Origin of the sequence: Pseudomonas shirazica (assembly GCF_015168335.1) — a bacterium.
Lineage (GTDB): Bacteria > Pseudomonadota > Gammaproteobacteria > Pseudomonadales > Pseudomonadaceae > Aquipseudomonas > Aquipseudomonas asiatica.
In genome coordinates this window covers 1,609,897-1,636,258 of record NZ_CP063456.1, presented here as the reverse complement: position 1 = coordinate 1,636,258, position 26,362 = coordinate 1,609,897, and the positions used below count along the sequence as shown (strand labels likewise).

The 26,362-nt window shown below is 62.4% G+C and carries 24 protein-coding genes; 19 read left to right on the top strand and 5 right to left on the bottom strand.

Features of this window, described 5'->3' with window-relative positions:
• Positions 1 to 208 precede the first annotated feature (208 nt).
• From aat to infA, 3 genes are all read left to right on the top strand, one after another.
• On the top strand, positions 209 to 889 hold the full coding sequence (aat, locus tag IMX18_RS07445) for a leucyl/phenylalanyl-tRNA--protein transferase (protein WP_015270969.1): 681 nt from the start codon (positions 209 to 211) through the stop codon (positions 887 to 889).
• A gap of 55 nt (positions 890 to 944) precedes the next feature.
• Positions 945 to 1,652, top strand: a complete 708-nt coding sequence (locus tag IMX18_RS07440) for an arginyltransferase (protein ID WP_013973288.1) — start codon at positions 945 to 947, stop codon at positions 1,650 to 1,652.
• 102 nt (positions 1,653 to 1,754) lie between these two features.
• Positions 1,755 to 1,973: a translation initiation factor IF-1 gene (gene infA, locus IMX18_RS07435; RefSeq protein WP_002553999.1), complete on the top strand. Its 219-nt coding sequence runs from the start codon at positions 1,755 to 1,757 to the stop codon at positions 1,971 to 1,973.
• Positions 1,974 to 2,144: 171 nt separating this feature from the next.
• Here the strand turns inward: infA and clpA are convergent, their stop codons facing one another.
• The gene (gene clpA / locus IMX18_RS07430) at positions 2,145 to 4,415 is read right to left on the bottom strand and encodes an ATP-dependent Clp protease ATP-binding subunit ClpA (RefSeq protein WP_013973289.1); all 2,271 of its coding nucleotides are present in this window, start codon (positions 4,413 to 4,415) and stop codon (positions 2,145 to 2,147) included.
• 30 nt (positions 4,416 to 4,445) lie between these two features.
• Positions 4,446 to 4,808: an ATP-dependent Clp protease adapter ClpS gene (gene clpS / locus IMX18_RS07425; protein ID WP_217190164.1), complete on the bottom strand. Its 363-nt coding sequence runs from the start codon at positions 4,806 to 4,808 to the stop codon at positions 4,446 to 4,448.
• Positions 4,809 to 5,037: 229 nt separating this feature from the next.
• Here clpS and cspD point away from each other — a divergent pair, with 229 nt between their 5' ends.
• Complete coding sequence (cspD, locus tag IMX18_RS07420) at positions 5,038 to 5,298, top strand: cold shock domain-containing protein CspD (RefSeq protein WP_013973291.1); 261 nt, start codon at positions 5,038 to 5,040, stop codon at positions 5,296 to 5,298.
• A gap of 74 nt (positions 5,299 to 5,372) precedes the next feature.
• Here cspD and icd read toward each other — a convergent pair whose 3' ends face one another.
• Positions 5,373 to 6,629 carry an NADP-dependent isocitrate dehydrogenase gene (icd, locus tag IMX18_RS07415; protein WP_013973292.1) on the bottom strand — a complete coding sequence of 419 codons (1,257 nt, stop codon included), beginning with the start codon at positions 6,627 to 6,629 and terminating at the stop codon, positions 5,373 to 5,375.
• Between the two features lie 427 nt (positions 6,630 to 7,056).
• On the opposite strand from icd, the gene IMX18_RS07410 reads away from it, so the two are divergent.
• From IMX18_RS07410 to IMX18_RS07355, 12 genes are all read left to right on the top strand, one after another.
• Positions 7,057 to 9,282: an NADP-dependent isocitrate dehydrogenase gene (locus IMX18_RS07410; RefSeq protein WP_013973293.1), complete on the top strand. Its 2,226-nt coding sequence runs from the start codon at positions 7,057 to 7,059 to the stop codon at positions 9,280 to 9,282.
• Positions 9,283 to 9,484: 202 nt separating this feature from the next.
• Positions 9,485 to 9,925, top strand: coding sequence for an NUDIX hydrolase (locus IMX18_RS07405; protein WP_015270971.1), 441 nt, complete (start codon positions 9,485 to 9,487; stop codon positions 9,923 to 9,925).
• A gap of 60 nt (positions 9,926 to 9,985) precedes the next feature.
• Positions 9,986 to 11,110 carry a tRNA 2-thiouridine(34) synthase MnmA gene (gene mnmA / locus IMX18_RS07400; protein WP_015270972.1) on the top strand — a complete coding sequence of 375 codons (1,125 nt, stop codon included), beginning with the start codon at positions 9,986 to 9,988 and terminating at the stop codon, positions 11,108 to 11,110.
• Positions 11,107 to 11,733, top strand: coding sequence for a high frequency lysogenization protein HflD (hflD, locus tag IMX18_RS07395; protein WP_015270973.1), 627 nt, complete (start codon positions 11,107 to 11,109; stop codon positions 11,731 to 11,733). Before mnmA ends, hflD begins: the two co-directional genes overlap by 4 nt.
• A gap of 237 nt (positions 11,734 to 11,970) precedes the next feature.
• Positions 11,971 to 13,341 carry an adenylosuccinate lyase gene (gene purB, locus IMX18_RS07390; RefSeq protein WP_015270974.1) on the top strand — a complete coding sequence of 457 codons (1,371 nt, stop codon included), beginning with the start codon at positions 11,971 to 11,973 and terminating at the stop codon, positions 13,339 to 13,341.
• A gap of 81 nt (positions 13,342 to 13,422) precedes the next feature.
• Positions 13,423 to 14,589, top strand: a complete 1,167-nt coding sequence (locus IMX18_RS07385; protein WP_013973298.1) for a ribosomal protein uL16 3-hydroxylase — start codon at positions 13,423 to 13,425, stop codon at positions 14,587 to 14,589.
• Positions 14,582 to 15,010: a GNAT family N-acetyltransferase gene (locus tag IMX18_RS07380; RefSeq protein ID WP_003258855.1), complete on the top strand. Its 429-nt coding sequence runs from the start codon at positions 14,582 to 14,584 to the stop codon at positions 15,008 to 15,010. Before IMX18_RS07385 ends, IMX18_RS07380 begins: the two co-directional genes overlap by 8 nt.
• Positions 15,011 to 15,171: 161 nt before the next feature.
• Positions 15,172 to 17,127 (top strand): DNA topoisomerase III, encoded by a 1,956-nt coding sequence (locus IMX18_RS07375; RefSeq protein ID WP_015270975.1) that lies wholly within the window; start codon positions 15,172 to 15,174, stop codon positions 17,125 to 17,127.
• Positions 17,128 to 17,360: 233 nt separating this feature from the next.
• Positions 17,361 to 18,650 (top strand): NAD(P)/FAD-dependent oxidoreductase, encoded by a 1,290-nt coding sequence (locus IMX18_RS07370; RefSeq protein WP_015270976.1) that lies wholly within the window; start codon positions 17,361 to 17,363, stop codon positions 18,648 to 18,650.
• 80 nt (positions 18,651 to 18,730) lie between these two features.
• A complete protein-coding gene (locus IMX18_RS07365; RefSeq protein ID WP_015270977.1) occupies positions 18,731 to 19,561 on the top strand; it encodes an alpha/beta fold hydrolase in 831 nt (276 codons plus the stop codon).
• Positions 19,562 to 19,787: 226 nt separating this feature from the next.
• Entirely contained in the window at positions 19,788 to 20,693 is a 906-nt protein-coding gene (locus IMX18_RS07360; protein WP_015270978.1) for an RHS repeat-associated core domain-containing protein, read from the top strand.
• Positions 20,694 to 20,821: 128 nt separating this feature from the next.
• Positions 20,822 to 21,601, top strand: coding sequence for a TSUP family transporter (locus IMX18_RS07355; RefSeq protein WP_139657814.1), 780 nt, complete (start codon positions 20,822 to 20,824; stop codon positions 21,599 to 21,601).
• Here IMX18_RS07355 and nudC read toward each other — a convergent pair.
• Both nudC and IMX18_RS07345 read right to left on the bottom strand, forming a co-directional pair.
• On the bottom strand, positions 21,569 to 22,399 hold the full coding sequence (nudC, locus tag IMX18_RS07350) for an NAD(+) diphosphatase (RefSeq protein WP_217190166.1): 831 nt from the start codon (positions 22,397 to 22,399) through the stop codon (positions 21,569 to 21,571). The two genes, IMX18_RS07355 and nudC, sit on opposite strands and share 33 nt — an antisense overlap.
• Positions 22,400 to 22,435: 36 nt before the next feature.
• On the bottom strand, positions 22,436 to 23,248 hold the full coding sequence (locus IMX18_RS07345) for a crotonase/enoyl-CoA hydratase family protein (RefSeq protein ID WP_015270981.1): 813 nt from the start codon (positions 23,246 to 23,248) through the stop codon (positions 22,436 to 22,438).
• A gap of 150 nt (positions 23,249 to 23,398) precedes the next feature.
• Between IMX18_RS07345 and nhaB the strand changes: the two genes are divergently transcribed.
• The 3 genes from nhaB (at position 23,399) to IMX18_RS07330 (ending at position 26,337) form a co-directional block, all read left to right on the top strand.
• Entirely contained in the window at positions 23,399 to 24,901 is a 1,503-nt protein-coding gene (gene nhaB, locus IMX18_RS07340) for a sodium/proton antiporter NhaB (protein ID WP_054573019.1), read from the top strand.
• Between the two features lie 195 nt (positions 24,902 to 25,096).
• Positions 25,097 to 25,711, top strand: coding sequence for a dihydrofolate reductase family protein (locus IMX18_RS07335; protein ID WP_061304169.1), 615 nt, complete (start codon positions 25,097 to 25,099; stop codon positions 25,709 to 25,711).
• A gap of 80 nt (positions 25,712 to 25,791) precedes the next feature.
• Positions 25,792 to 26,337: a lipocalin family protein gene (locus IMX18_RS07330; protein WP_015270984.1), complete on the top strand. Its 546-nt coding sequence runs from the start codon at positions 25,792 to 25,794 to the stop codon at positions 26,335 to 26,337.
• Positions 26,338 to 26,362 lie beyond the last annotated feature (25 nt).

The window sequence follows — 26,362 nt, the reverse complement described above, 5'->3', positions numbered from 1 at the left end:
GGTTTCATGAATGTGTAGGAAATTGCCTATTTTCATCACCTGTGCCGGCCTCTTCGCGGGCTTGCCCGCCCCCACAGGTACCCCGCAGGCTTCAGAGCCTGCACATGGCCTGTGGGAGCGGGCGCGCCCGCGAAGAAGCCAAAGAGATTGACCCTGCTTTTCACCCGCGCCATGCTGCCCTCTCCCCTCCCCCACCGCACGATAGACCATGCTCACCTGGCTGACCCGCGACTCGCTGACCTTCCCGCCTCTGGAAAAGGCCCTGCATGATCCCAACGGCCTGCTCGCTGCCGGCGGCGACCTGAGCCCCGAGCGTCTGGTGCAGGCCTACCGCCATGGCTGCTTCCCGTGGTATCAGGACGGCCAGCCGATCCTCTGGTGGTCACCCGACCCGCGCACGGTGCTGCTCCCGGACCAGCTGCACGTGTCGCGCTCGCTGGCCAAGCTGATGCGCCAGGGCCGTTACCAGGTCAGCTTCGACACAGACTTCCCCGCGGTGATCGCCGCCTGCGCCGCGCCACGTGACTACGCCGACGGCACCTGGATCACCGACACCATGCGTGCCGCCTACTGCGAGCTGCACCGACGCGGCATCGCCCATTCGGTGGAGGTGCGCCAGGACGGCGAGCTGGTCGGTGGTCTGTATGGCTTGGCCATGGGCCAGCTGTTCTTCGGTGAATCGATGTTCAGCCGCGCCGACAACGCTTCCAAGGTCGGCTTCGTGACTTTGGTCAACCACCTGCGCCAGGCCGGTTTCGTCCTCATCGACTGCCAGATGCCAACCAACCATTTGCACAGCCTGGGAGCCCACGCCATCAGCCGCGCCGAGTTTGCCGACTACCTGGCACGCCACCTCGACCAGCCCAACAGCGCCACATGGCTTCCCTAGGCGAGTTCCCGTAGCTGGCTTACACTTAAACAAAGTCTCACCGAGGGGGTTGATCATGACAGAGTTGGCGCGGTTGAAGTTCTATGCCACTCAACCCCACTCCTGCAGCTACCTGCCCGACGAACAGGCAACCACGCTGTTCCTCGACCCCAGCCAGCCGATGGACGTGCACGTGTACGCCGATTTGTCGGAAATGGGCTTCCGCCGCAGTGGCGACCACCTGTACCGCCCGCACTGCCAGAACTGCAATGCCTGCGTGCCGGCACGCATCCCGGCGGCGCGCTTCATCCCAAACCGCCAGCAACGGCGCATCCTCAAGCGCAACGCCGACCTGACCGTGACCGCCGCACGCCCGGCGTTCAAGGAAGAGTACTTCGAGCTGTACCGGCGCTATATCGAAACGCGCCATGCCGACGGTGACATGTACCCGCCCAGCCGCGATCAGTTCTCCACCTTCCTGGTGCGCGACCTGCCGTTCTGCTGGTTCTATGAGTTCCGCCTGGAAGGCCGCTTGATGGCGGTGGCGGTGTGCGACCTGCTGCCCAACGGCCTGTCGGCTGTGTACACCTTCTACGAGCCGGACGAAGAGCGCCGGAGCCTGGGCCGCTTTGCCATTCTCTGGCAGATTACCGAAGCCCTGCGCCAGGACCTGGAAGCGGTTTACCTGGGTTACTGGATCAAGAACTGCAAGAAAATGAACTACAAGACACAGTATCGACCTATCGAATTGCTGATAAACCAGCGCTGGGTCACCCTCAACTGAAAGGCATTGGCTTGACACACAGTTTTCGGGCATAATCCACGCCACTTTTTTGCCCGGTGCGGTTATGCGTCGGGCCAACACTGGATCCGAGGGCTCTACTGCATGTCGAAAGAAGACAGCTTCGAAATGGAAGGTACTGTCGTCGACACCCTGCCCAACACCATGTTCCGCGTGGAGTTGGAAAACGGGCACGTCGTAACCGCGCACATCTCCGGAAAGATGCGCAAGAACTACATCCGTATTCTCACTGGCGACAAGGTCCGCGTCGAACTGACGCCCTACGACCTGAGCAAGGGCCGCATCACCTACCGTGCGCGCTAAGCTCTAGCCATGAAAAAGCCCGGCCATGTGCCGGGCTTTTTTGTGCCTGTCAGATTGCAGGGGGCTGCTTTGCAACCCGCTCGCAGCACAAGGCCGCTCCTACAAGGGGAGCGTGCATTCCCTGTAGGAGCAGCCTTGTGCTGCGAATGGGCCGCAACGCGGCCCCCGCTGTCACGCAACCTCAGCCGTGGTCTCGAAGTCGAACACCAGCTCGCCATCGCGCAGGTCGACGTGCACCACGCCACCATGCTCGGCCAGTTCGCCAAACAGGATCTCCTCGGCCAGCGGCCGCTTGATCTTGTCCTGGATCAACCGCGCCATCGGCCGCGCACCCATCTGCACGTCATAGCCCGAGGCCGCCAGCCAACCGCGCGCATCATCGCTGACCTCCAGCAGCACACGCTTGTCTTCCAGCTGCGCCTGCAGTTCGATAAGGAACTTGTCGACGATGCTCTTGATCGTCTCGTGGCTCAGGCGGCCGAACTGGATGATGGTGTCCAGGCGGTTGCGGAACTCCGGCGTGAAGCTCTTGCGGATGACTTCCATGGCATCGGACGCATGGTCCTGATGGGTAAAGCCGATCGAGGCCCGCGCGGCGGTTTCAGCGCCAGCGTTGGTGGTCATGATCAGGATCACGTTGCGGAAGTCGGCCTTGCGCCCGTTGTTGTCGGTCAGGGTGCCGTGGTCCATCACCTGCAGCAGCAGGTTGAAGACTTCCGGGTGGGCCTTCTCGATTTCGTCGAGCAGCAATACGCAGTGCGGTTGCTTGGTGATCGCCTCGGTCAGCAAACCACCCTGATCGAAGCCAACATAGCCAGGAGGCGCACCGATCAGGCGCGACACGGTGTGGCGCTCCATGTACTCGGACATGTCGAAGCGCACCAGCTCAACCCCCAGCGCCTTGGCCAGCTGCCGTGCTGCTTCGGTCTTGCCGACGCCGGTCGGGCCGGCGAACAGGAACGAACCGACAGGCTTGTCCGGCGACTTGAGGCCGGCGCGGGACAGCTTGATAGCGGTGGCCAGCGAATCGATCGCCTGGTCCTGACCAAATACGGTCAACTTCAGGTCACGCTCGAGGTTGCGCAGCAGTTCCTTGTCGGAACTGGTGACGTGCTTCGGCGGAATGCGCGCAATCTTGGCGACGATGTCTTCGACCTGCGGCACGTCGATGCGCTTGACGCGGTTGGCCTCCGGCTGCAGGCGCTGGTAGGCACCGGCTTCGTCGATCACGTCGATGGCCTTGTCCGGCATGTGCCGGTCATTGATGTAGCGCGAGGCCAGTTCAGCGGCGGCGCGCAAGGCTTCGTCGCTGTACTCGATGTTGTGGTGGCTTTCGAAGCGCCCTTTCAAGCCACGCAGGATGCCCACGGTGTCTTCGACCGACGGCTCGCTGACATCAACCTTCTGGAAGCGCCGTGCCAGGGCACGGTCCTTCTCGAAGATGCCACGGAACTCCTGGAAGGTGGTCGAACCGATGCAACGGATTTCACCCGACGACAGCAGTGGCTTGAGCAAGTTGGACGCATCCATCACCCCGCCCGACGCCGCGCCAGCACCAATGATGGTGTGGATTTCATCGATGAACAGGATCGCCTGCGGGCGTTTGCGCAGTTCGCCGAGCAGCGCCTTGAAACGCTTCTCGAAATCGCCACGGTATTTGGTACCAGCCAGCAGTGCGCCGAGGTCGAGGGAATACACCACGCTCTGCGCCAGCAGGTCGGGCACCTGGCCATCGACGATGCGCTTGGCCAGGCCTTCGGCGATGGCGGTCTTGCCCACGCCTGCCTCACCCACCAGCAGCGGGTTGTTCTTGCGCCGACGGGCAAGGATTTGCGCCACGCGCTCCACTTCCTGCTCGCGGCCTACCAGCGGGTCGATACGGCCGGCACGGGCCAGCTCGTTCAGGTTGCTGGCATAGGCATCCAGCGGGTTGCTCGAAGAGGCGGTATCGCCGCCCTCTTCGTCCTGCATTTCCTGGTCGCTTTCGGAATGCGAACCATGGCCCGGCACCTTGGAGATGCCATGGGCGATGTAGTTGACCACGTCGATGCGGGCCACGCTCTGCTGCTTGAGCAGGAACACGGCCTGGCTTTCCTGTTCGCTGAAGATCGCAACCAGCACGTTGGCGCCAGTGACTTCACGCTTGCCGGAGCTTTGCACGTGGAACACGGCACGCTGCAGTACACGCTGGAAGCCCAGGGTCGGCTGGGTTTCACGATCTTCGTCGTTGACCGGAATCAGGGGTGTGGTGGAATCGATGAACTCTTGCAGGTCGTGCTTGAGTTTGTCGAGATTGGCGCCACAGGCGCGCAGAACGGTCGCGGCAGCCTCATTGTCAAGGAGTGCCAGCAGCAGATGTTCGACGGTCATGAACTCATGACGCTTCGAACGAGCCTCCTTGAAGGCAAGATTGAGGGTGACTTCGAGCTCGCGGTTTAACATAGCTTCACCTCATACCCAAGTGGTCGGCGATTAACCGTCCTTCTCGATTTCACAGAGTAGCGGATGCTGGCTTTCCCTGGCGTATTGGTTGACCTGCATAGCCTTTGTTTCGGCGATGTCACGGGTAAACAATCCGCACACTGCCCGCCCTTCGGTATGGACGGTCAGCATGATCTTGGTCGCCAGCTCGCGGTTCAGATTGAAGAACGTCTCGAGCACTTCGACGACGAAATCCATCGGCGTGTAGTCATCGTTGAACAAAACCACCTTGTACATAGGTGGCGCCTGCAGGATCGGCTTGGTTTCCTGAACTGCAAGACTTGAGCCGTCGTCCTCATTCGATTGCGGGCGATCCTGATTGAATGTTAGTCGAATCTCACTAGGTGCATGCATGGAAAGAATTTCATCATGAGCGACAGGTTAAGGTTGTGGGTTGACTGCGAAGGGCACGGCCAGCGCAGGCGCCGGGCGACCTTGACTATCGGCAAAACGGTGTTACAACCAATAAGAACCCACCGTGGTCGATAAAGATCCGCGCAGTCAACCAGATTTTTCGCATGGTTCGTATGCGGATGAGTGGATGATACTCCAGTGATGGAGTCCTTTGCAGAGGGACATAGGGATGGCAAGCGGTAAAGTCAAGTGGTTCAACAATGCCAAGGGCTACGGATTCATCAATGAAGAGGGCAAGGATGAAGACTTGTTCGCTCATTACTCAGCCATCCAGATGGACGGATACAAGACGCTCAAGGCCGGCCAGGCCGTGAGTTTCGAGATTATCCAAGGCCCCAAAGGCCTGCACGCAGTCAAGATCTGCAGCGCTTCCACTGCCGCGCCTGCGCCGACCAGCGCACGGCCAGCCGGCAGCACTGCCGACGCCTGATCTGCTGAGCCGCCTGCCGGTATACGAACAAAGCCGGCCGCTTCTTTAATGGAAGCGGCCGGTTTTCCATTGCCCTACATATGCTTGATCATTTCATCGCCAAAGCCTGAACTGCTCACCAGTGTGGCGCCGTCCATCAGGCGCTCGAAGTCATAGGTCACGGTCTTGGCGGCAATCGCGCCGTTGGTACCCTTGATGATCAGGTCTGCCGCCTCGGTCCAGCCCATGTGCCGCAGCATCATCTCCGCCGACAGGATCACCGAACCCGGGTTGACCTTGTCCTGCCCGGCATACTTGGGCGCGGTGCCGTGGGTGGCCTCGAACATGGCCACGGTGTCGGACAGGTTGGCACCCGGCGCAATGCCGATACCACCCACTTCCGCCGCCAGGGCATCGGACAGGTAGTCACCGTTGAGGTTGAGGGTGGCGATCACGTCGTACTCGGCCGGGCGCAGCAGGATCTGCTGCAGCATGGCGTCGGCGATGGCGTCCTTGACGATGACCTCGCGCCCACTCTTGGGGTTCTTGAACTTCATCCATGGGCCACCATCGAGCAACTCGGCCCCGAACTCGTCGCGCGCCACTTCATAACCCCAGTCCTTGAAGGCACCCTCGGTGAACTTCATGATGTTGCCCTTGTGCACCAGGGTCAGCGACTCGCGGTCGTTATCCACCACGTACTGCAGGGCCTTGCGCACCAAGCGCTTGGTGCCCTCGCGAGACACCGGCTTGACGCCAATGCCACAGTCCTGGTCGAAGCGGATCTTGGTAACGCCCATTTCCTCCTTGAGGAACTTGATCACCTTGTTCGCCTCTGGCGAGCCGGCCTTCCACTCGATGCCGGCATAGATGTCCTCGGAGTTCTCACGGAAGATCACCATGTCCACATCGCCTGGCTTCTTCACCGGGCTGGGCACGCCCTGGAACCACAGCACCGGGCGCAGGCACACGTACAAGTCCAGCTGCTGGCGCAAGGCCACGTTGAGCGACCGGATGCCACCGCCCACCGGGGTGGTCAGCGGCCCTTTGATCGACACCACGTAATCACGTACGGCATCGAGGGTTTCCTGGGGGAGCCAGGTGTCCTGGTCGTACACCTGGGTGGCTTTCTCGCCGGCGTACACTTCCATCCAGGCGATCTTGCGTTTGCCGCCGTAGGCCTTCTGCACGGCGGCGTCGACCACCTTGATCATTACCGGCGAGACATCGACGCCAATCCCGTCGCCCTCGATATAAGGAATGATCGGATTGTCAGGAACGTTGAGCGAATGGTCGGCATTGACGGTGATCTTGGTGCCGTCGGTCGGAACCTTGATTTTCTGGTATCCCATGCTTGCACTACTCCGCTGTCGGGTGTGATTGGACATCATGCGATCCACTGAGCCTAAACCACATCTGCCGACCTGCAAGGCATGCGACAACCCGCCACATTGCCGCTTAGTCTTTGGTCTTATAAATGGGCCGATATCACTTGGCCTTGCTGATTAGCCCGAATGGTTTGGTATACTCCGCCGCGACCGAAGGGTCATCGGGGCGATCCCTTGGAAAAATGCGGACCGCCCTTGGCCATGAATGGACACAAAGCCTGGCCATAAAGCCTGGGTTGTTACCGCAGCTCAGCACTTGACGCTCGACTGATGCATCCACCATCACCGCTCGCAGCCTCTCGACTTTCCGCTCATGGCGCTGCCAGGGCGATGCGCCTACCCTGCGCACCACGAGACTCGAGCACGCTCAGCACACAGAGAGTTAACCCGCATGCCCACCCGTTCCAAGATCATCTATACCTTCACCGACGAAGCCCCCGCCCTCGCCACTTACTCGCTGCTGCCAATCATCGAAGCCTTCACCGCTTCGGCTGACATCGCCGTCGAAACCCGCGACATCTCCCTGGCTGGCCGCATCCTCGCCGCCTTCCCGGAGCAACTGGGCGCAGAGAAGCAAGTAGGCGATCACCTGGCGGAACTGGGCCAGCTGGCTACCACCCCTGAAGCCAACATCATCAAGCTGCCGAACATCAGCGCCTCGGTACCGCAGCTGAAAGCCGCGATCAAGGAACTGCAAGGCAAGGGCTTCAACATCCCTGACTACGCCGACGAGCCGGCCACCGCGGAAGAGAAAGAATCCCGCGCCCGCTACGACCGCATCAAAGGTTCCGCCGTGAACCCGGTCCTGCGCGAAGGCAACTCCGACCGCCGCGCGCCGCTGTCGGTCAAGAACTACGCCCGCAAGCACCCACACAAGATGGGCGCCTGGGCTGCCGACTCCAAGTCGCACGTTGCCCACATGACCCAGGGCGACTTCTACGGCAGCGAGAAAGCCGCATTGATCGAAGCTGACGACAGCCTGCGCATCGAGCTGGTCGGCAAAGACGGCAACACCACCGTACTGAAAGAAAAGACTGCGGTAAAAGCTGCCGAAGTCATCGACTGCGCCACCATGAGCCGCAAGGCCCTGAAAGCCTTCATTGCCGAGCAGATCGCCGATGCCAAGGCCTCCGGCGTGCTGCTGTCGGTACACCTGAAAGCCACCATGATGAAGGTCTCCGACCCGATCATGTTCGGCGTCATCGTCGAAGAGTTCTACAACGACGTGCTGGCCAAGCATGCCGCCGCCCTGGCTGAAGTTGGCTTCAACGCCAACAACGGCATCGGCGACCTGTATGCCCGCATCAAGGACCTGCCAGCCGAGAAGCAGGCCGAGATCGAAGCCGACATCCAGGCCCTGTACGCCCAGCGTCCGGCTCTGGCCATGGTCAACTCCGACAAAGGCATCACCAACCTGCACGTGCCGAGCGACGTCATCGTCGACGCCTCGATGCCGGCCATGATCCGTGACTCGGGCAAGATGTGGAACGCCGCCGGCGAACTGCAGGATGCCAAGGCGATCATCCCGGACCGCTGCTACGCCGGCATCTACCAGGCCACCATCGAAGACTGCAAGGCCAACGGCGCCTTCGACCCGACCACCATGGGCAGCGTACCGAACGTCGGCCTGATGGCGCAGAAGGCCGAAGAATACGGTTCCCACGACAAGACCTTCCAGATCAAGGCTGACGGCGTCGTGCGCGTGGTCGACAGCAAAGGCCAGGTCGTTCTCGAGCAGAACGTCGAAGCCGGTGACATCTTCCGCATGTGCCAGGTCAAGGACGCGCCGATCCAGGACTGGGTCAAGCTGGCCGTCAACCGTGCCCGCCTGAGCAACACCCCTGCAGTGTTCTGGCTGGACCCGGCCCGCGCCCACGACGGCGTGATGATCGAGAAGGTGCAGAAGTACCTGAAGGATCACGACACCACCGGCCTGGACATCCGCATCCTGGCACCGGTCGACGCCATCAAGTTCTCCCTGGCCCGCATCCGCGAAGGCAAGGACACCATCTCGGTGACCGGCAACGTGCTGCGCGACTACCTGACCGACCTGTTCCCGATCATGGAACTGGGCACCAGCGCCAAGATGCTGTCGATCGTGCCACTGATGAACGGCGGTGGCCTGTTCGAAACCGGCGCCGGCGGTTCGGCACCGAAGCACGTGCAGCAGCTGGTGGAAGAGAACTTCCTGCGTTGGGACTCGCTGGGTGAATTCCTGGCCCTGGCCGCTTCCCTGGAGCACCTGGGCAACACCTACGACAACCCGCGCGCCAAAGTGCTGGCCAATACCCTGGACCAGGCCACCGGCAAGTTCCTCGACACCAACAAGTCGCCTTCGCGCAAAGTTGGCGGTATCGACAACCGCGGCAGCCACTTCTACCTGACCCTGTACTGGGCCCAGGCCCTGGCTGCGCAGAACGACGACGCTGCCCTGCAGGCACGCTTCGCACCACTGGCCAAGACCCTGACCGAGAACGAGGAGACCATCGTCGCCGAGCTCAACGCCGTCCAGGGCAAGCCGGCCGACATCGGTGGCTACTACGCTCCGGATGCCGAGCTGACCGCCAAGGTGATGCGCCCAAGCCAGACCCTGAACAGCGCCATTGCCGCCCTGTAAGGTTCGCTTGAAGTAACAGCACAAACCCCGGCCACGCACCGGGGTTTGTGCTTTCTGGGAAATGGGGTTGCTCTGCAACCCATCGCCGGCAAGCCAGCTCCCACAGGTATTGTGAATGCCTCAAGCTTGCACTGCACCTGTGGGAGCTGGCTTGCCGGCGATGGGCCGCAAAGCGGCCCCACCAATCTGAAGGGACATACAAATGACCTGGCAACCCCACATCACCGTCGCCACCATCGTCGAACACGAAGGCAAGTTCCTTTTCGTCGAAGAGTTCAAAGCCAACCAGCACGTCTTCAACCAGCCCGCCGGCCACCTCGAACCCAACGAGACCCTGCCCCAGGCTGCCCTGCGCGAAACCCTCGAAGAAACCGCCTGGGAAGTCGAGCTCACCGGCTTGGTCGGCATCTACCTGTACACCGCCCCAAGCAACGGCGTGACCTACCAGCGCATCTGCTTCGCCGCCCGCCCCGTGCGCCATCACGCCGACCTGGCGCTGGACAGCGACATCGTCCGCGCCGTGTGGCTGACCCGCGACGAACTGCTGGCCAACCCCGCCCGCTGGCGCAGCGAACTGGTGCCACGCTGCCTCGACGATTACCTCAAAGGCCCCTTGCACAGCCTCGACCTGCTGCGCGACTGACGCGCCGCCGCAGGTTTGATAGAATTGGCGTTTTTCCCCCTTTGATACACACCGGTACCCATGACCAGCCCAGCACTCAAAGACCCCGCCAAGACCCGCGTCATCGTCGGCATGTCCGGCGGCGTGGACTCTTCCGTCTCCGCCCTTCTGCTCATGGAGCAGGGCTACCAGGTGGAAGGGCTGTTCATGAAGAACTGGGAAGAAGACGACGGCACCGAATACTGCACCGCCCGTGAAGACCTGGCCGACGCCCAGGCCGTGTGCGACCGCATCGGCATCAAGCTGCACACCGCCAACTTCGCCGCCGAATACTGGGACAACGTGTTCGAGCACTTCCTCGAAGAGTACAAGGCCGGCCGCACGCCCAACCCGGACATCCTCTGCAACCGCGAAATCAAGTTCAAGGCGTTCCTCGACTACGCCCTGTCGCTGGGTGCCGACCTGATCGCCACCGGCCACTACGTGCGCCGCCGCGACACCGGTGAACTCACCGAGCTGCTCAAGGGCCTGGACCCGAACAAGGACCAGAGCTACTTCCTGCACGCCGTCGGCGGCAAGGAAATCGCCCGCACCCTGTTCCCGGTTGGCGAGCTGGAAAAGCCCGAAGTACGCGCCATTGCCGAAAAGCACGGCCTGGCCACCGCCAAGAAAAAGGATTCCACCGGCATCTGCTTCATCGGCGAGCGCCGCTTCAGCGACTTCCTCAAGCAATACCTGCCGGCCCAGCCGGGCAACATCGAGACAACCGACGGTGAAGTGATCGGCCTCCACCACGGCCTGATGTACCACACAATCGGCCAGCGCCAGGGCCTGGGCATTGGCGGCCTGAAGGACGCCGGTGACGAGCCGTGGTACGTGCTGCACAAGGACCTGACCCGCAACGTGCTGGTGGTCGGCCAGGGCAATGAACACCCGTGGTTGTTCTCCCGCGCCCTGCTCGCTTCGGAAATTTTCTGGGTCAACCCGGTCGACCTCAGCAGCCCGCGCCAGCTCACCGCCAAGGTGCGATACCGCCAGAGCGACCAGCAGTGCACCCTGGAGCTGACCGAAAGCGGCTACCGCGCAGTGTTCGACGAACCGCAACGCGCCGTTACCCCGGGCCAGTCGGTGGTGTTCTACGACGGCGAAGTGTGCCTGGGCGGCGGCGTGATCGAAGCCGCCGAGCCGTGGAGCCCGCGCGCATGAGCAACCTGCAGGAGCAGCTGATTGCGTTGGGCGGTGTGTTCCAGGCCGCCGTACTGGTCGACCGCATCGCCCGCACCGGCCAGGCCAGCGAGGCCAACATCGGCTGCATGCTGGGCAGCCTGCTGGTCCGTGACCCCAAGGACACCCTGGAGGTGTTCGGCGGGGACGACCTGAACCTGCGCGACGGCTATCGCGCGCTGGTCGGTGCGCTGGAGCGCGACCCCAGCAGCCTGCAGCGCGAGCCACTGCGCTACGCCCTGTCGATGCTGGGCCTTGAACGCCAGTTGAACAAGCGCGGCGACCTGCTCGACACCATCGGCAACCGCCTGCCGCAAATCCAGTCCCAGGCCGAGCATTTTGGCCTGGTTCATGAAAACGTCATCGCTTCCAGCGGAGCCTTGTACCAGGACACCCTGAGCACCTTGCGCCAGCGCATCCAGGTGCATGGCGACATGCGCTTCCTGCAGCAGGCCAGCAATGCCTCGAAAATCCGCGCCCTGTTGCTGGCCGGCATCCGCGCCGCACGCCTGTGGCGCCAGCTGGGCGGGCACCGCTGGCAGCTGGTATTCAGCCGGCGCAAGCTGTTGAACGAACTGTACGACATGATGCGCAGCCCCTCCTGACAGGGGTTTGACAGTTCCGGCCTCATCGCCGGCCAGCCAGCTCCCACAGGATATGCACTGTGCTCAAGACCGGTGCAGTACCTGTGGGAGCTGGCTTGCCGGCGATAGGGCCAGAACAGGCAATGCACAATGCCACAGCTGATTTATGGCCCGACCTTTGGTCAGCCACCCGACTCGGGCGCGAAATTCATGTATGATATGCGCCCTTCCAAAAGCCTGACTGTCCGAGAACACCCCATGCAGCTTTCTTCGCTCACTGCGGTTTCCCCTGTAGACGGCCGTTATGCCGGCAAAACCCAGGCCTTGCGCCCCATTTTCAGCGAATTCGGCCTGATCCGTTTCCGCGCCCTGGTCGAAGTGCGCTGGCTGCAGCGCCTGGCCGCCCACCCGCAGATCGGCGAAGTGCCGGCGTTCTCCGCCGAAGCCAACGCCCTGCTGGACAGCCTGGCCACCGACTTCAAGCTCGAGCACGCCGAACGCGTCAAGGAAATCGAGCGCACCACCAACCACGACGTCAAGGCGATCGAATACCTCCTCAAGGAGCAGGCCGCCAAGCTGCCTGAGCTGGCCAAGGTCAGCGAGTTCATCCACTTCGCCTGCACCAGCGAGGACATCAACAACCTGTCCCACGCCCTGATGCTGCGCGCCGGCCGTGACGAAGTGCTGCTGCCGCTGATGCGCCAGATCGCCGACGCCATCCGCGCCCTGGCTCACGCCCACGCCGACGTGCCCATGCTGTCGCGCACCCACGGCCAGCCGGCTTCGCCGACCACCCTGGGTAAAGAACTGGCCAACGTCGTGTACCGCCTGGAGCGCCAGATCGCCCAGGTTGCCGCCGTGCCGTTGCTGGGCAAGATCAACGGCGCCGTGGGCAACTACAACGCCCACCTGTCGGCCTACTCGCAGATCGACTGGGAGCAGAACGCCCGCGCCTTCATCGAAGACGAGCTGGGCCTGCAGTTCAACCCGTACACCACCCAGATCGAGCCGCACGACTACATCGCCGAGCTGTTCGACGCCATCGCCCGCTTCAACACCATCCTGATCGACTTCGATCGCGATGTGTGGGGCTACATCTCGCTGGGCTACTTCAAGCAGAAGACCGTTGCCGGCGAAATCGGCTCGTCGACCATGCCGCACAAGGTCAACCCGATCGACTTCGAAAACTCCGAAGGCAACCTGGGTATCGCCAACGCGCTGTTCCAGCACCTGGCCAGCAAGCTGCCGATCTCGCGCTGGCAGCGTGACCTGACCGACTCTACCGTGCTGCGCAACCTGGGCGTGGGCTTTGCCCACAGCGTCATCGCCTACGAAGCCAGCCTGAAAGGCATCGGCAAGCTGGAAGTCAACGAAGCCCGCATTGCCGCCGATCTGGACGCCTGCTGGGAAGTGCTGGCCGAGCCGATCCAGACCGTGATGCGCCGCTTCAACATCGAAAACCCCTACGAGAAGCTCAAGGAGCTGACCCGTGGCAAGGGCATCACCCCGGAAGCGCTGCTGACCTTCATCGACAGCCTGGACATGCCAGCCGAAGCCAAGGCCGAGCTCAAGCAGCTGACCCCTGCTACCTACATCGGCAACGCGGCAGCACAGGCCAAACGCATCTAAGCTGACCGTCGCGTTCAACGCCCGGCCTGGCCGGGCGTTTTTATTCCCGGACGAAAATTACATTTTTTCAATAGGTTGAACATGAATCCTGATACTCCACTGCAGCTGCTCGGCGGCATCTCGGCCCGCGAATTCATGCGCGACTACTGGCAGAAGAAGCCGCTGCTGGTGCGCCAGGCATTCCCGGACTTCATCAGCCCGATCGACCCCGACGAGCTGGCCGGCCTGGCCCTGGAAGAGGAAGTAGAGTCGCGTATCGTGCTCGAGCACGGCGCGCACCCGTGGGAGCTGCGCCGCGGCCCGTTCACCGAAGACACCTTCGCCGAGCTGCCGGAAAAGGACTGGACCCTGCTGGTGCAGGCCGTGGACCAGTTCGTCCCGGAAGTAGCCGAACTGCTGGAAAACTTCCGCTTCCTGCCCAGCTGGCGCATCGATGACGTGATGATCAGCTTCGCCGCCCCTGGTGGCAGCGTCGGCCCGCACTTTGACAACTACGACGTTTTCCTGCTGCAGGGCCACGGCCAGCGCAACTGGAAAATCGGCCAGATGTGCAGCAGCGACAGCTCGCTGCTGGAGCACGCCGACCTGCGCATCCTCGCCGATTTCGAGCAGAGCGATGAGTGGACCCTGGAGCCGGGCGACATGCTCTACCTGCCACCACGCCTGGCCCACTACGGCGTGGCCGTGGACGACTGCCTGACCTACTCGGTAGGCTTCCGCGCGCCAAGCGCCGCCGAAGTGCTGACCCACTTCACCGATTTCCTCGGCCAGTTCCTGCCCGATGAAGAACGCTACAGCGACGCCGACGCCCAGCCGGTCAGTGACCCGCACCAGATCCAGCACGATGCCCTCGACCGCCTCAAGGCGCTGCTCGACAAGCACATGGGCGACAAGGACCTGCTGCTGACCTGGTTCGGCCAGTTCATGACCGAGCCGCGCTACCCCGAGCAGATCGTCGGTGAAGAGCTGTCCGAGGAAGAACTGATCGATGCCCTGGAACAAGGCGCCATCCTGATCCGCAACCCGAGCGCGCGTCTGGCCTGGTCGGAATTCGAAGAAGACCTGCTTCTGTTCGCCAGCGGCCGCAGCTGCCCGCTACCGGGCAAACTGCGCGAGCTGCTGAAGCTGGTTTGCGCGGCCGACGCCCTGCACATCGACAACCTGGGCGAATGGCTGCAGGATGAAGATGGCCTTATGCTGGTACAGCAGCTGGTCAAACAAGGAAGCCTGGGATTCGCCAATGAATAAGATTCGTGTGCGCCTCGCCGACTGGCACAAGGACAACGCCGACATCCGCCGCATCCGCGAAGCGGTGTTCATTGCCGAACAGCACGTTCCACCAGAACTGGAGTGGGATTCGGATGACCCGACCGCCGCGCACTTCCTGGCCCTGGAAGGCGACTACCCGATCGGCACAGCGCGCCTGCTGCCTGACGGCACCATCGGCCGGGTCTCGGTGCTGAAGGACTGGCGCGGGCTGAAAGTGGGTGACGCGCTGATGAACGCGGTGATTGTCGAAGCACAGAACCGCGACCTTAAACAGCAGATGCTCAGCGCCCAGGTGCACGCCACGCCGTTCTACGAGCGGCTGGGCTTTCGCGTAGTCAGCGAAGAGTTCCTCGAAGCCGGCATCCCGCACGTGGACATGGTGCGCGACTCGCGCGCCTGATCCCTGTACCGGCCTCTTCGCGGTTTTGCCCGCGAAGAGGCCGGCACAGCAAAATACATCTCCCCTGACAAAAAGCTGTACATCCATCCAGATAAAACTTGCCTCCGCGCCCTCGCTTGCGCATCCTATCGCCCATCACCCCCGATGAAGCGTCTCCGGCCATGCGCCTGTTCCTCTGCGAAAAACCCTCCCAGGCAAAAGACATCGCCAAAGTGCTCGGCGCCAACCGCAAGGGCGATGGCTGCTGGCAAGGCACCGACGTCTGCGTGACTTGGTGCATCGGCCACCTGCTGGAAACCGCCCCGCCCGACAGCTACGACGAACGCTACAAGCGCTGGAACCTGGCCGACCTGCCGATCATCCCGGAAAAGTGGAAAATGCTGGTCAAGCCCAAGACCGCCAGCCAGTTCAAGGCAGTCAAGCGCCTGCTCGGCGAAGCACGCGAACTGGTGATCGCCACCGACGCCGACCGCGAAGGCGAAATGATCGCCCGCGAACTGGTCGAGCATTGCCGCTACCGCGGCCCGGTGCAGCGCCTGTGGCTGTCGGCACTGGACGACGCCTCCATTCGCAAGGCCCTGGCGCGGCTGCTGCCGGGCCACGAAACCTTCAACCTGTACCACTCGGCGTTGGGCCGTTCGCGCGCAGACTGGCTGATCGGCATGAACATGAGCCGGCTGTTCACCCTGCTGGGCCGCCAGTCGGGCTATCAGGGCGTGCTGCCGGTGGGCCGGGTGCAAACGCCCACCCTGCGCCTGGTGGTCGACCGCGACCGCAGCATCGCCGACTTTGTGCCGGTACCGTTCTGGGCCATCGACGTGCAGCTCGAACACGCAGGCTTTGGCTTCAACGCCCAGTGGCGCGCCCCCGATGACGCCTGCGACGACCAGGGCCGCTGCCTGAACCAGGCCCTGGCGCAGCAGGCTGCCGCCGACATCGGCAATGCGGGTACTGCCCGGGCCGTGAAGGTGACCACCGAACGCGTGCGTGAAGCGGCACCCCTGCCCTTCGACCTTGGCACCCTGCAGGAGCTGTGCTCGAAAAAGTTCGGCCTCGGCGCCCAGGAAACCCTCGACATCGCCCAGGCCCTGTACGAGACCCACAAGCTGATCACCTACCCGCGCAGCGACTGCGGCTACCTGCCGCAAAGCCAGCACGCCGAAGCGCCAGCCATCCTCGCCGCCCTGCAACGTTCCGATGCCAGCCTGGCGCCGCTGCAGCCCTACCTGGAGCCGCAACGCCGCTCACGGGCGTGGAACGACGCCAAGGTCAGCGCCCACCACGGCATCATCCCCACTGCCGCTGCCAGCGACCCGTCGCGCCTGCCAGCCAAGCACAAGGCGGTGTACACCCTGATCCGCGCCCGCTACCTGGCGCAGTTCCTGCCCAATCACGAGTACGACCGTACCCAGGCCGACTTCGACTGCGCTGGCCATGCCCTGCGTGCCGTAGGCAAGCAGATAGTCGAACCAGGCTGGCGCCGTGCGCTGCCCGAGGCGCTGACCCCGGCCAAGGGCCGCGAGGCACCACCGGCCCAGGTGCTGCCGGCGCTGCGCGAAGGCCAGGACTGCACGGTGCAGGGCCTGCAACTGAAAGACCTGTGGACCCAGCCGCCCAAGCCGTTTACCGAAGGCGACCTGATCAAGGCAATGAAGAACGTGGCCAAGCTGGTGGACGACCCGCGGTTGAAGCAGAAGCTGAAGGAAACCACCGGTATCGGCACCGAAGCCACCCGCGCCAGCATCATCCAGGGCCTGCTTGACCGCGGCTACCTGGTGAAGAACGGCAAGGCGCTGTCCGCCACCCCTGCGGCCTTCAGCCTGATCGACGCCGTACCTCGCGCCATTGCCGACCCTGGTACCACAGCTATCTGGGAGCAGGCGCTGGACATGGTGCAGAGTGGCGAGATGACGCTGGAAGAGTTCGTCGCCCGGCAGTCGGCATGGATGGGCAAGCTGGTCGAACGGTGCAGCGGCATGCGCATGACCATCAGCGGGCCGGCAGCCGGGGCTGCGCCGCCGTGGAAGAAAAAGCGTAGAGGGAGTGGGAAGAGTAAAGCGGCTGGAAGCAAGGCTGCCAGCAAGCCGCGGCAGCCCAAGAGAAAAGCTTCAACCTGAGGCTTTTGCACTGTCATTACAGCCCTATCGCTGGCAAGCCAGCTCCCACAGGTACCACACAGCTTTCAAAACCTGCGTAGGACTTGTGGGAGCTGGCTTGCCGGCGATAGGGCCAGGCCAGGAATACAGAGAATTCAGACAAACCACAAAACCTGACCAACATACTGGCGCCATGAATTTTTAATGCTAAATTTTCATGAAAATAATTAAAGCAAATTTCATGAGACCCCTGCATGTTCAAACAATCCGCCCAGCACGTCGCCAGCTACTACGCCCAGACCTACCCCGCCAGCATTCCCCTGCACCCTACCCTGCAAGGCAGCCACGACACCGAAGTCCTGATCATTGGCGCCGGCTTCAGCGGCCTGCACACCGCCTTGCGCCTGACCCAGGCCGGCAAGCGTGTAACGCTGCTGGAAGCCAGCCGCGTGGCCTGGGCCGCGTCCGGCCGCAACGGCGGCCAGGCACTGCTCGGCTGGTCGTGCGACATGCCGCCGCTGGAAAAGGCCTTGGGCACCGAACGCACCCAACGCCTGTGGGCCAGCATGTGCTGGGCCGCCGATGAAATGCGCAAACTGCCCGAGCGCCATGGCTTCGACATCGACTACCGGCTGGGCAGCCTGTGGACCGCCGTGCTGCCGCGCCGGGTGAAGATGCTGGAAGAAGCCCTGCATGAGGCCGAACACAAATGGGGCTACGACGCCCTGCGCCTGATCGGCCGCGACGAGCTGCCTCAATGGATCGACAGCCCGCGCTACCAGGCCGCGCTATACGACGCCAAAGGCGCCCACCTCAACCCGCTGAAGCTGGCCCAGGGCCTGGCCAGTACCATCGAGGCGGCCGGTGGGCGTATCTACGAACAGAGCCAGGTGCTCAGCTACCAGCGAGCTGGCGACGGCTATGTCGCCCGTACCGACCGCGGCGAAGTACGCTGCCAGGTGTTAGTGCTAGCCTGCAACGCCTACATCGACCGCCTCGACCGTAACCTGTCGCGTCGCCTGTTGCCGGTCGGTTCCTACCAGGTCGCCACCGCGCCGCTCGACGCCGATTTCGCCCGATCATTGCTGCCGCGCAATAGCTGCGTGATCGACAACCAGTTCGTGCCCGACTATTTCCGCATTACCCCGGACCATCGCCTGCTGTTCGGCGGCGGCTGCACCTACCTGGGCGGTATTCCCAAAGATGTCGCCAGCGCCACCCGCCCCTACCTGGAGCGGGTGTTCCCGCAGCTGGCCGGGGTGGTCATCGACTATGCCTGGGGCGGCCATATCGACTGCAGCATCCAGCGCACCCCGGATGTCGGCCGCGAGGGCCAGCGCTACTGGCTGCAGGGCTTCTCCGGCCATGGCGTGCTGCCGACCCTGGCCGCAGCCCGGGCCGTGAGCGACGCCATCCTCGGTGACGACGACCTGCTGACGCTGTACCAAGGCATCGACAACGGCCGCTTCCCCGGCGGCGACCTGCTGGCCGCACCGCTGGAAGCCGCCGCCAAGGCCTGGTACAGGATGCGCGATCGTATCTGAAGACGGCCGGCGCTTACTGCGCAGAAATCTCTCCTATTCTCAATAGCTCCCTTCACTTCCTGCACACAGGAGACCCGACCATGAGCTATGTAACTACAAAGGACGGCGTACAGATCTTCTACAAGGACTGGGGCCCGCGCGATGCACCGGTTATCCACTTCCATCACGGCTGGCCTCTCAGCGCCGACGACTGGGATGCGCAGATGTTGTTCTTCCTCGCCCAGGGTTATCGCGTGGTCGCCCACGACCGCCGCGGCCATGGCCGCTCCAGCCAGGTATGGGACGGCCACGACATGGACCATTACGCCGACGATGTGGCGGCGGTCGTCGCTCACCTGGGCATCCAGGGCGCCGTGCATGTCGGCCACTCGACCGGTGGCGGTGAGGTGGTGCGCTACATGGCCCGGCACCCTGAAGACAAGGTGCTCAAGGCCGTGTTGATTGCCGCCGTACCGCCATTGATGGTGCAGACTCCCGGTAACCCCGGTGGCCTGCCCAAATCGGTGTTCGACGGTTTCCAGGCCCAGGTCGCCAGCAACCGTGCGCAGTTCTACCGCGATGTGCCGGCCGGGCCGTTCTACGGCTACAACCGCCCCGGTGCAGAAGCCAGCGAAGGCATCATCGGCAACTGGTGGCGCCAGGGCATGATCGGCAGCGCCAAGGCCCATTACGATGGCATCGTGGCATTTTCCCAGACCGATTTTACCGAGGACCTGAAGGGCATCCAGCAACCTGTGCTGGTGATGCACGGCGATGATGACCAGATCGTGCCGTATGAGAACTCCGGAGTGCTGTCGGCGAAGCTGCTGCCCAATGGCGCGTTGAAGACTTACAAAGGCTACCCGCATGGCATGCCGACCACCCATGCCGATGTGATCAATGCGGATTTGCTGGCGTTCATACGTAGCTGATGTAGTCGCCTGCACCGGCCTCTTCGCGGGCACGCCCGCTCCCACAGGTACTGCATCTTGAGATATACATATAACCTGTGGGAGCGGGCGAGCCCGCGAAAGGGCCGGCACTGTCAACATACCTATTTCATGAGTGTATGCAACTGGCAAAACTGCCAGTTGCGCGCCTGTCTATTTTGCATGAAGGTAATTTAAATTCAGTACTTCTCGCACCAGCAGGCTGACCATGGCACAGAACTGGAAGCAGCGTTTATTCTACAAGAATGGCCAACTGTCCTTGGAGATCGGCAGCGATCGTTCCGTCACAGTCTTTTCAATCTCAAACCTTTCTCTAGCGCAACGCTCGACCGAGACACTACTACTGGCGGCAGACTCTCAGAGTTCCATAATCAACCGTTCTCATCGCGAAGGCATTCACAACCTGGCCTACACCGCTTACGGATACAGCTCCACAGCTCATATGATGGGCTTCACCGGACAACGCTACGATAGCGTCACAAACTGCTACCTCCTTGGAAACGGCTATCGTGCCTTTAGTACTAGACTGGCGCGATTTTACTCAGCGGACAGCCTCAGCCCGTTTAAGAAACACACACATAACGCCTACGCCTATTGCTTGGGAGACCCCGTGAACCATCACGACCCTTCAGGGCATATGTTGCGTCGCGCCAGGACAATGTGGAATAACGTAAAGGATAAGTTTGTAAAACCCAGAATCCATTACATCAATAAAGCAAGGGAAGCAATTACCGAGAATCCGAATCTCGAAAAGTATTCCGCTGTCATTGATGACGAGAACGTAACCATAAAAACCCTCAAGGCGATTTACAAGCTTCCGAAGGGTGATGCCATGCTCAGCGATCTCAAGGATACAGCAGTCCGCAACTGGCGCTTAAAGCATGGCAACATTGAAGGCCCCATCACTCATGACTTTAACTACGAAAAATACCTATACATGGACGAGCAGCTTAATTACATAGCCCTAGAGGCAAAAATCCTTGAGTACAGAACCCTACTGAGCAACTTGGCGTCACATGAAACCACTACAATGAATTCGAGCAGTCAGTTGTCACCTGCGTCACCTGAGGCATCACGCCCTACAACTGCCAGATCAGCGATACGTGGTACCTAGATACCCCTGCAGGGTCGGTTTGAAACAAGTAAGCGGCCGGAAACACTGTCAGCCTTGGGGACGTGGGATTATCATGCCCGTTTATTTCTCCATTAGCCGCAAACCGACCCTCCAGCCTGAAGCCTCCCATGCCCTTCGAACTCACCGTAGAACCCCTCACCCTGCTGATCCTGGCCCTGGTCGCCTTCGTCGCCGGTTTCATCGATGCCATCGCCGGCGGTGGCGGCCTGCTCACCACCCCGGCGTTACTCACCGCGGGCATGCCGCCGCACCTGGTACTGGGCACCAACAAGCTCAGCTCTACCTTCGGCTCGGCCACCGCCAGCTTCACCTACTACAGGCGCAAACTGTTCCACCCGGCGCAGTGGCGCCCGGCATTGTTCGCCACCTTGGTCGGCGCTTTGCTCGGTGCAGTGATCGCCCACTACATGCCGGCCGAATGGCTGAACAAGATGCTGCCGGTGATTGTCTTCGCCTGTGGCGTCTATCTGCTGTTCGGTGGCACGCCCAAGGCGCCGCTCGATGCCGATGCACCCATCAAGAAGAAATGGCAAATGCCGCAAGGCTTTACCTTGGGTTTCTATGACGGCGTGGCCGGCCCGGGCACCGGGGCGTTCTGGACGGTCAGCACCCTGCTGCTGTACCCCATCGACCTGGTCCGTGCCAGCGGCGTGGCGCGCAGCATGAATTTCGTCAGCAACATCGCAGCGCTGACGGTGTTCATCATTTCCGGGCAGGTGGACTACATCGTCGGCCTGTGCATGGGCATGTCGGTGATGGTTGGCGCCTTCTTCGGCGCACGCACGGCGATCAGTGGCGGCAGCAAGTTCATCCGCCCAGTGTTCATCACCGTGGTGCTGGCACTGACCGTGCGTCTAGCGTGGCAGCACTGGTTCGGCCAAGCCTAAACGGCGCGCAACATACAGGTCGATCAGATACCGGGCAATCGACCGCCCGGCCGGCAGCGGCGGCAGGTCGTGGACGCTGAACCACTTGGCATCCTCGATCTCGTCCGGCTGCATGACGATATCGCCGCTGGCATACTCGGCATGGAAGCCCAGCATCATCGAGTGCGGGAACGGCCAGCACTGGCTGCCGACGTACTGGATGTTCCTTACTTCCACCGCTACCTCCTCACGCACTTCGCGCACCAGGCAGTCCTCGGCCGACTCGCCCGGCTCGGCGAAGCCTGCCAGGGTGCTGTACACCCCGGTGACGAAGCGTGGCGAACGCGCCAGCAGGATTTCGTCGCCACGTGTCACCAGTACGATCATGCTCGGTGAAATGCGCGGGTAGCTGCGCAGGTCGCAAGGCTGGCAGTACATCGCCCGCTCCCAGCGAATCTGCGTCATTGCCTGGCCGCAGCTGCCGCAGAAGCGGTGCTCGCGGGCCCAGGTGCCGATCTGCGCGGCATAGCCCAGCACTTTGTAGGTGTCGAAATCACCCTCGAGCATGAATGCACGCAGGCCGCACCAGGCGCAGCCGGGCACCTCGGTAGCGCTGCGCAGCTCCAGCAGGAAGACCGGCTGGCCGTCGAAGTGGCCGATGCCGTGCTCGCACAGTACGTCGAGGTCCTGGCGCTTGAGCCAGTCGCGAGGGAACAGCGCGCCGTTGTCGTCCACCAGGAACCCTTCCGGGCTGCGGGCCACGGCCAGCCCCCCGGTGATCTGCGGGTCGAGTACTGCGGTAGTCCAGCGTGCTGACATGTCGGGGGTTCCCTTACTTCGCGTCCCCCGGCCTGATCAGTCGGCGAACGTCGGTTTCTGTTTGCTCATGTGCGCCGCCACCGCCACGCGCAGGTCTTCGGACTGCAGCATCGCGGCGTTCCAGGTGGCGATGTACTCCAGGCCATCATCGATGCGATGGTCACGCATGTAGCTGAGCATTTCCTTGGTGCCGGCCACGGCGATCGGCGATTTTGCGGCAATCTCGCCAGCGATGGCAAAGACCCCGTCCATCAGCGCAGCCTGATCATCATAAACCCGGTTGACCAAGCCGATGCGCAGCGCCTCTTCTGCCTCGACATTGCGCCCCGTGTAAGCCAGCTCACGCATCATGCCGTCACCGATGATACGAGGCAAACGTTGCAGTGTGCCGACATCGGCGGCCATGCCCATGTCGATTTCCTTGATCGAGAACTGCGCGTCGCTGCTGCAGTAGCGCATGTCGCAAGCCGAGATGAGGTCGATGGCGCCGCCAATGCAGTAACCCTGCACCGCGGCCAGTACCGGCTTGCGGCATTTGTCCACGGCATTGAACGACGCCTGCAGGCGCAGGATGGTACTGCGCAGGAAGCGCGCGTTACGACCCACGTCCTTGCCCATCTGCCCGGCCAGCGAAGCCAGCATCATCAGGTCGATACCGGCGGAAAAATGCTTGCCGGCACCGCTGATCACTACCGCTCGCACTGCATCGGTGTCGTCGACCCACTGGAAGATGTCGATGATCTCCTCCCAGAAGGCAGCGTTCATCGCATTGCGCTTGTCCGGGCGGTTGATCTGAACGTGGGCGATGCTGTTGGTCAGTTCGACCTTGAATGCGCTGTACTCGGTCACGGGCGGCACTCCTGCGGATAAAGGGTTCATGGCACGGATGTTAACCCAGCCCGATGACCGCACTTGTGCCAAAAACGGGACTATACGCCTTGCCTAAGAGGCGCTGATCCGGCACCGTGCGCCATCGCCGAATCATAAGGATACAAATTCATGTCGCGCTCCCTGACCGGCGCCCTCGCCCACAGCTTTCTGGGCCAATCGCCGCTTTGGTACAAGGCAGTCATCTGCCTGTTCCTGGTGCTCAACCCACTGCTGCTGATGGCCGTCGGCCCGGTCGCTGCCGGCTGGGCACTGGTGCTCGAATTCATCTTCACCCTGGGCATGGCCCTGAAGTGCTACCCGCTCATGCCTGGCGGCCTGCTGCTGGTCGAAGCCCTGCTGTTGCAGATGACCACCCCGCAAGCCCTGTACGAAGAGCTGCAGCACAACTTCCCGGTGATCCTGCTGCTGATGTTCATGGTCGCGGGCATCCACTTCATGAAGGAACTGCTGCTGTTCCTGTTCTCGCGCATCCTGCTGGGGGTGCGTTCGAAGGCGATCCTGGCGTTGCTGTTCTGCGTGCTGTCGGCATTCCTCTCGGCGTTTCTCGATGCACTGACCGTGACCGCCGTGATCATCAGCGCCGCGGTCGGTTTCTATGCGGTGTACCACCGCGTCGCCTCCGGGGCCAATCCGCGCGAAGACAGTGCTCTGGACAGCGACCAGCAGGTCGCACAGTTGCATCGTGAAGACCTCGACCAGTTCCGCGCATTCCTGCGCAGCCTGCTGATGCATGGTGCGGTGGGCACCGCCCTGGGCGGCGTGTGCACGCTGGTGGGCGAACCACAGAACCTGCTGATCGGCCACGAAATGGGCTGGCACTTTGCCGATTTCTTCCTGAAGGTGGCACCGGTGTCGGTGCCGGTGCTGGGCGCCGGCCTGCTGACCTGCGTGCTGCTGGAGAAGCTGCGTCTGTTCGGCTATGGCACGCTGATGCCCGAGCCAGTGCACCAGGTGTTGGCCGCCTATGCCGCCGAGGACGATGCTGCACGCACGACTGCCCAGCGCATCGCGCTGTGGGTGCAAGGGTTCGCTGCACTGATCCTGATCTTCTGCCTGGGGCTGCACGTTGCCGAGGTCGGCCTGATCGGCCTGATGGTGATCGTGCTGATCACGGCATTCACCGGCATTACCGACGAACACCGCCTGGGCCGCGCCTTCCAGGACGCCATGCCGTTCACCGCTTTGCTGGTGGTGTTCTTCGCGGTGGTGGCGGTGATTCATCAACAGCAACTGTTCAGCCCGTTGATTGCCTGGGTGCTGGCGCTGCCGGCCGAGCAGCAACCGGGCATGCTGTACCTGGCCAACGGCCTGCTGTCGGCGATCAGCGACAACGTGTTCGTTGCCACCATCTACATCACCGAGGTGAAGCAGGCGTTCCTCAATGGCAGCATGAGCCGTGAGCATTTCGAGACGCTGGCGGTGGCGATCAACACCGGCACCAACCTGCCGAGCGTGGCGACGCCGAATGGGCAGGCGGCGTTCCTGTTCCTGCTGACTTCGGCGATTGCGCCGCTGATCCGGCTGTCGTATGGGCGAATGGTGTGGATGGCCTTGCCCTATACCGTAGTGATGGGTGGGCTGGGGTGGTGGGCGGTGACCTACTGGCTTTGAGGTAGCCTGCACCGGCCTCTTCGCAGCACAAGGCTGCTCCTACAGGCACTGCACCGCTTTCTGGAGCTGTGGTGATCCTGTGGGAGCGGGCATGCCCGCGAAAGGGCCGGCACAGGTTTGCGTTGTCGATTCTGTCCGCCGCCATTCGACTATCCCATGCCCCCAGCCACCCCGGCTGCCAACAGGAGAGTCCCCATGCGCAAACTCATCGTAGCCGCCTTCATCAGCCTCGACGGTGTCATGCAGGCCCCAGGTGGTCCGCAGGAAGACACCAGCGGCGGCTTCACTTACGGCGGCTGGATCGTACCTTACGCCGAGGAAGTCTTCGGCCAAGCCATGCAAGCCCTGTTCAGCCAGCCTTTCGAACTGCTGTTGGGCCGGCGCACCTACGACATCTTCGCCGACTACTGGCCAAAGGTAAAAGGCAGCTCGGAAGACTTCTCCATCGCCAACCTGTTCAACAACGTGCCCAAGCACGTGGCCACCCACACCCCCGCAACCCTCGACTGGCACAACAGCCATGCACTGGGCGCAGACATCACCGCAGCGGTCCACGCGCTGAAACAACAGGACGGCGCCAACCTGCTGACCCAGGGCAGCAGCGAGCTGGTGCAGCAACTGCTGGCGACGGGCCTGGTCGATGAACTGCAACTGCTGATTCACCCGCTGCTGCTCGGCCACGGCAAGCGCCTGTTCGGCGATGATGCAGCAGCGGCGGCCTTCACACTGCAGCATTCGCAGGTTTCGCCCACGGGCGTGCTCATCGCCCGTTACGTGCGTGCAGGTGAAGTGCAGACCGGTTCGTTCTGAAAGGCATAATCCTGTACAACTTTTGCCTCTCGCTCGCATCGAAACCCAAGTAAGCCCCGTCCGTATCAAGGAGGTTCACCATGGCGCTACGCACCACGTTGCTGCTTTCCTGCATGACCTTGGCCCTGCTCGGCTGCGCCGGCAACGATCACCCGGCACCGCCGCGTACCCAGCAGGTCGACCTGCAACGTTACCAGGGCACCTGGTACGAACTCGCCCGGCTGCCGATGTTCTTCCAGCGCAACTGCGTGCAGTCCGAGGCGCAGTATGGCCTGCGAGAGGATGGTCGCCTCGACGTGACCAACCGCTGCCAGGAAAAGGACGGCCAGTGGAACCAGGCCAAGGGCATCGCCGAAGCCCAGCAACCGGGCAGCACCGACAAGCTCTGGGTGCGCTTCGACAACTGGTTCAGCCGCCTCGCGCCCGGCCTGACCAAAGGCGAGTACTGGGTGCTGTACCACGACCAGGACTACCGCGTAGCCTTGGTCGGCCACCCGAATCGCGAATACCTGTGGCTGCTTTCGCGCACGCCCGCGGTCACCGACCAGCTACGCGAGCAACTGCTGACAATTGCCCGGGAGCAAGGCTATGACACCAGCAAGCTCATCTGGCGGCAGGCCGAGTAGGCAAGACCTGGGGGCCATCGACGAC

What these genes read in the sequence shown, in the direction of transcription:
- aat (WP_015270969.1), top strand. Translation starts at nt 209, where the DNA reads ATGCTCACCTGGCTGACCCGCGACTCGCTGACCTTCCCGCCTCTGGAA.
- IMX18_RS07440 (WP_013973288.1), top strand. Translation starts at nt 945, where the DNA reads ATGACAGAGTTGGCGCGGTTGAAGTTCTATGCCACTCAACCCCACTCC.
- infA (WP_002553999.1), top strand. Translation starts at nt 1,755, where the DNA reads ATGTCGAAAGAAGACAGCTTCGAAATGGAAGGTACTGTCGTCGACACC.
- clpA (WP_013973289.1), bottom strand. Translation starts at nt 4,415, where the DNA reads ATGTTAAACCGCGAGCTCGAAGTCACCCTCAATCTTGCCTTCAAGGAG.
- clpS (WP_217190164.1), bottom strand. Translation starts at nt 4,808, where the DNA reads ATGCATGCACCTAGTGAGATTCGACTAACATTCAATCAGGATCGCCCG.
- cspD (WP_013973291.1), top strand. Translation starts at nt 5,038, where the DNA reads ATGGCAAGCGGTAAAGTCAAGTGGTTCAACAATGCCAAGGGCTACGGA.
- icd (WP_013973292.1), bottom strand. Translation starts at nt 6,629, where the DNA reads ATGGGATACCAGAAAATCAAGGTTCCGACCGACGGCACCAAGATCACC.
- IMX18_RS07410 (WP_013973293.1), top strand. Translation starts at nt 7,057, where the DNA reads ATGCCCACCCGTTCCAAGATCATCTATACCTTCACCGACGAAGCCCCC.
- IMX18_RS07405 (WP_015270971.1), top strand. Translation starts at nt 9,485, where the DNA reads ATGACCTGGCAACCCCACATCACCGTCGCCACCATCGTCGAACACGAA.
- mnmA (WP_015270972.1), top strand. Translation starts at nt 9,986, where the DNA reads ATGACCAGCCCAGCACTCAAAGACCCCGCCAAGACCCGCGTCATCGTC.
- hflD (WP_015270973.1), top strand. Translation starts at nt 11,107, where the DNA reads ATGAGCAACCTGCAGGAGCAGCTGATTGCGTTGGGCGGTGTGTTCCAG.
- purB (WP_015270974.1), top strand. Translation starts at nt 11,971, where the DNA reads ATGCAGCTTTCTTCGCTCACTGCGGTTTCCCCTGTAGACGGCCGTTAT.
- IMX18_RS07385 (WP_013973298.1), top strand. Translation starts at nt 13,423, where the DNA reads ATGAATCCTGATACTCCACTGCAGCTGCTCGGCGGCATCTCGGCCCGC.
- IMX18_RS07380 (WP_003258855.1), top strand. Translation starts at nt 14,582, where the DNA reads ATGAATAAGATTCGTGTGCGCCTCGCCGACTGGCACAAGGACAACGCC.
- IMX18_RS07375 (WP_015270975.1), top strand. Translation starts at nt 15,172, where the DNA reads ATGCGCCTGTTCCTCTGCGAAAAACCCTCCCAGGCAAAAGACATCGCC.
- IMX18_RS07370 (WP_015270976.1), top strand. Translation starts at nt 17,361, where the DNA reads ATGTTCAAACAATCCGCCCAGCACGTCGCCAGCTACTACGCCCAGACC.
- IMX18_RS07365 (WP_015270977.1), top strand. Translation starts at nt 18,731, where the DNA reads ATGAGCTATGTAACTACAAAGGACGGCGTACAGATCTTCTACAAGGAC.
- IMX18_RS07360 (WP_015270978.1), top strand. Translation starts at nt 19,788, where the DNA reads ATGGCACAGAACTGGAAGCAGCGTTTATTCTACAAGAATGGCCAACTG.
- IMX18_RS07355 (WP_139657814.1), top strand. Translation starts at nt 20,822, where the DNA reads ATGCCCTTCGAACTCACCGTAGAACCCCTCACCCTGCTGATCCTGGCC.
- nudC (WP_217190166.1), bottom strand. Translation starts at nt 22,399, where the DNA reads ATGTCAGCACGCTGGACTACCGCAGTACTCGACCCGCAGATCACCGGG.
- nhaB (WP_054573019.1), top strand. Translation starts at nt 23,399, where the DNA reads ATGTCGCGCTCCCTGACCGGCGCCCTCGCCCACAGCTTTCTGGGCCAA.
- IMX18_RS07335 (WP_061304169.1), top strand. Translation starts at nt 25,097, where the DNA reads ATGCGCAAACTCATCGTAGCCGCCTTCATCAGCCTCGACGGTGTCATG.
- IMX18_RS07330 (WP_015270984.1), top strand. Translation starts at nt 25,792, where the DNA reads ATGGCGCTACGCACCACGTTGCTGCTTTCCTGCATGACCTTGGCCCTG.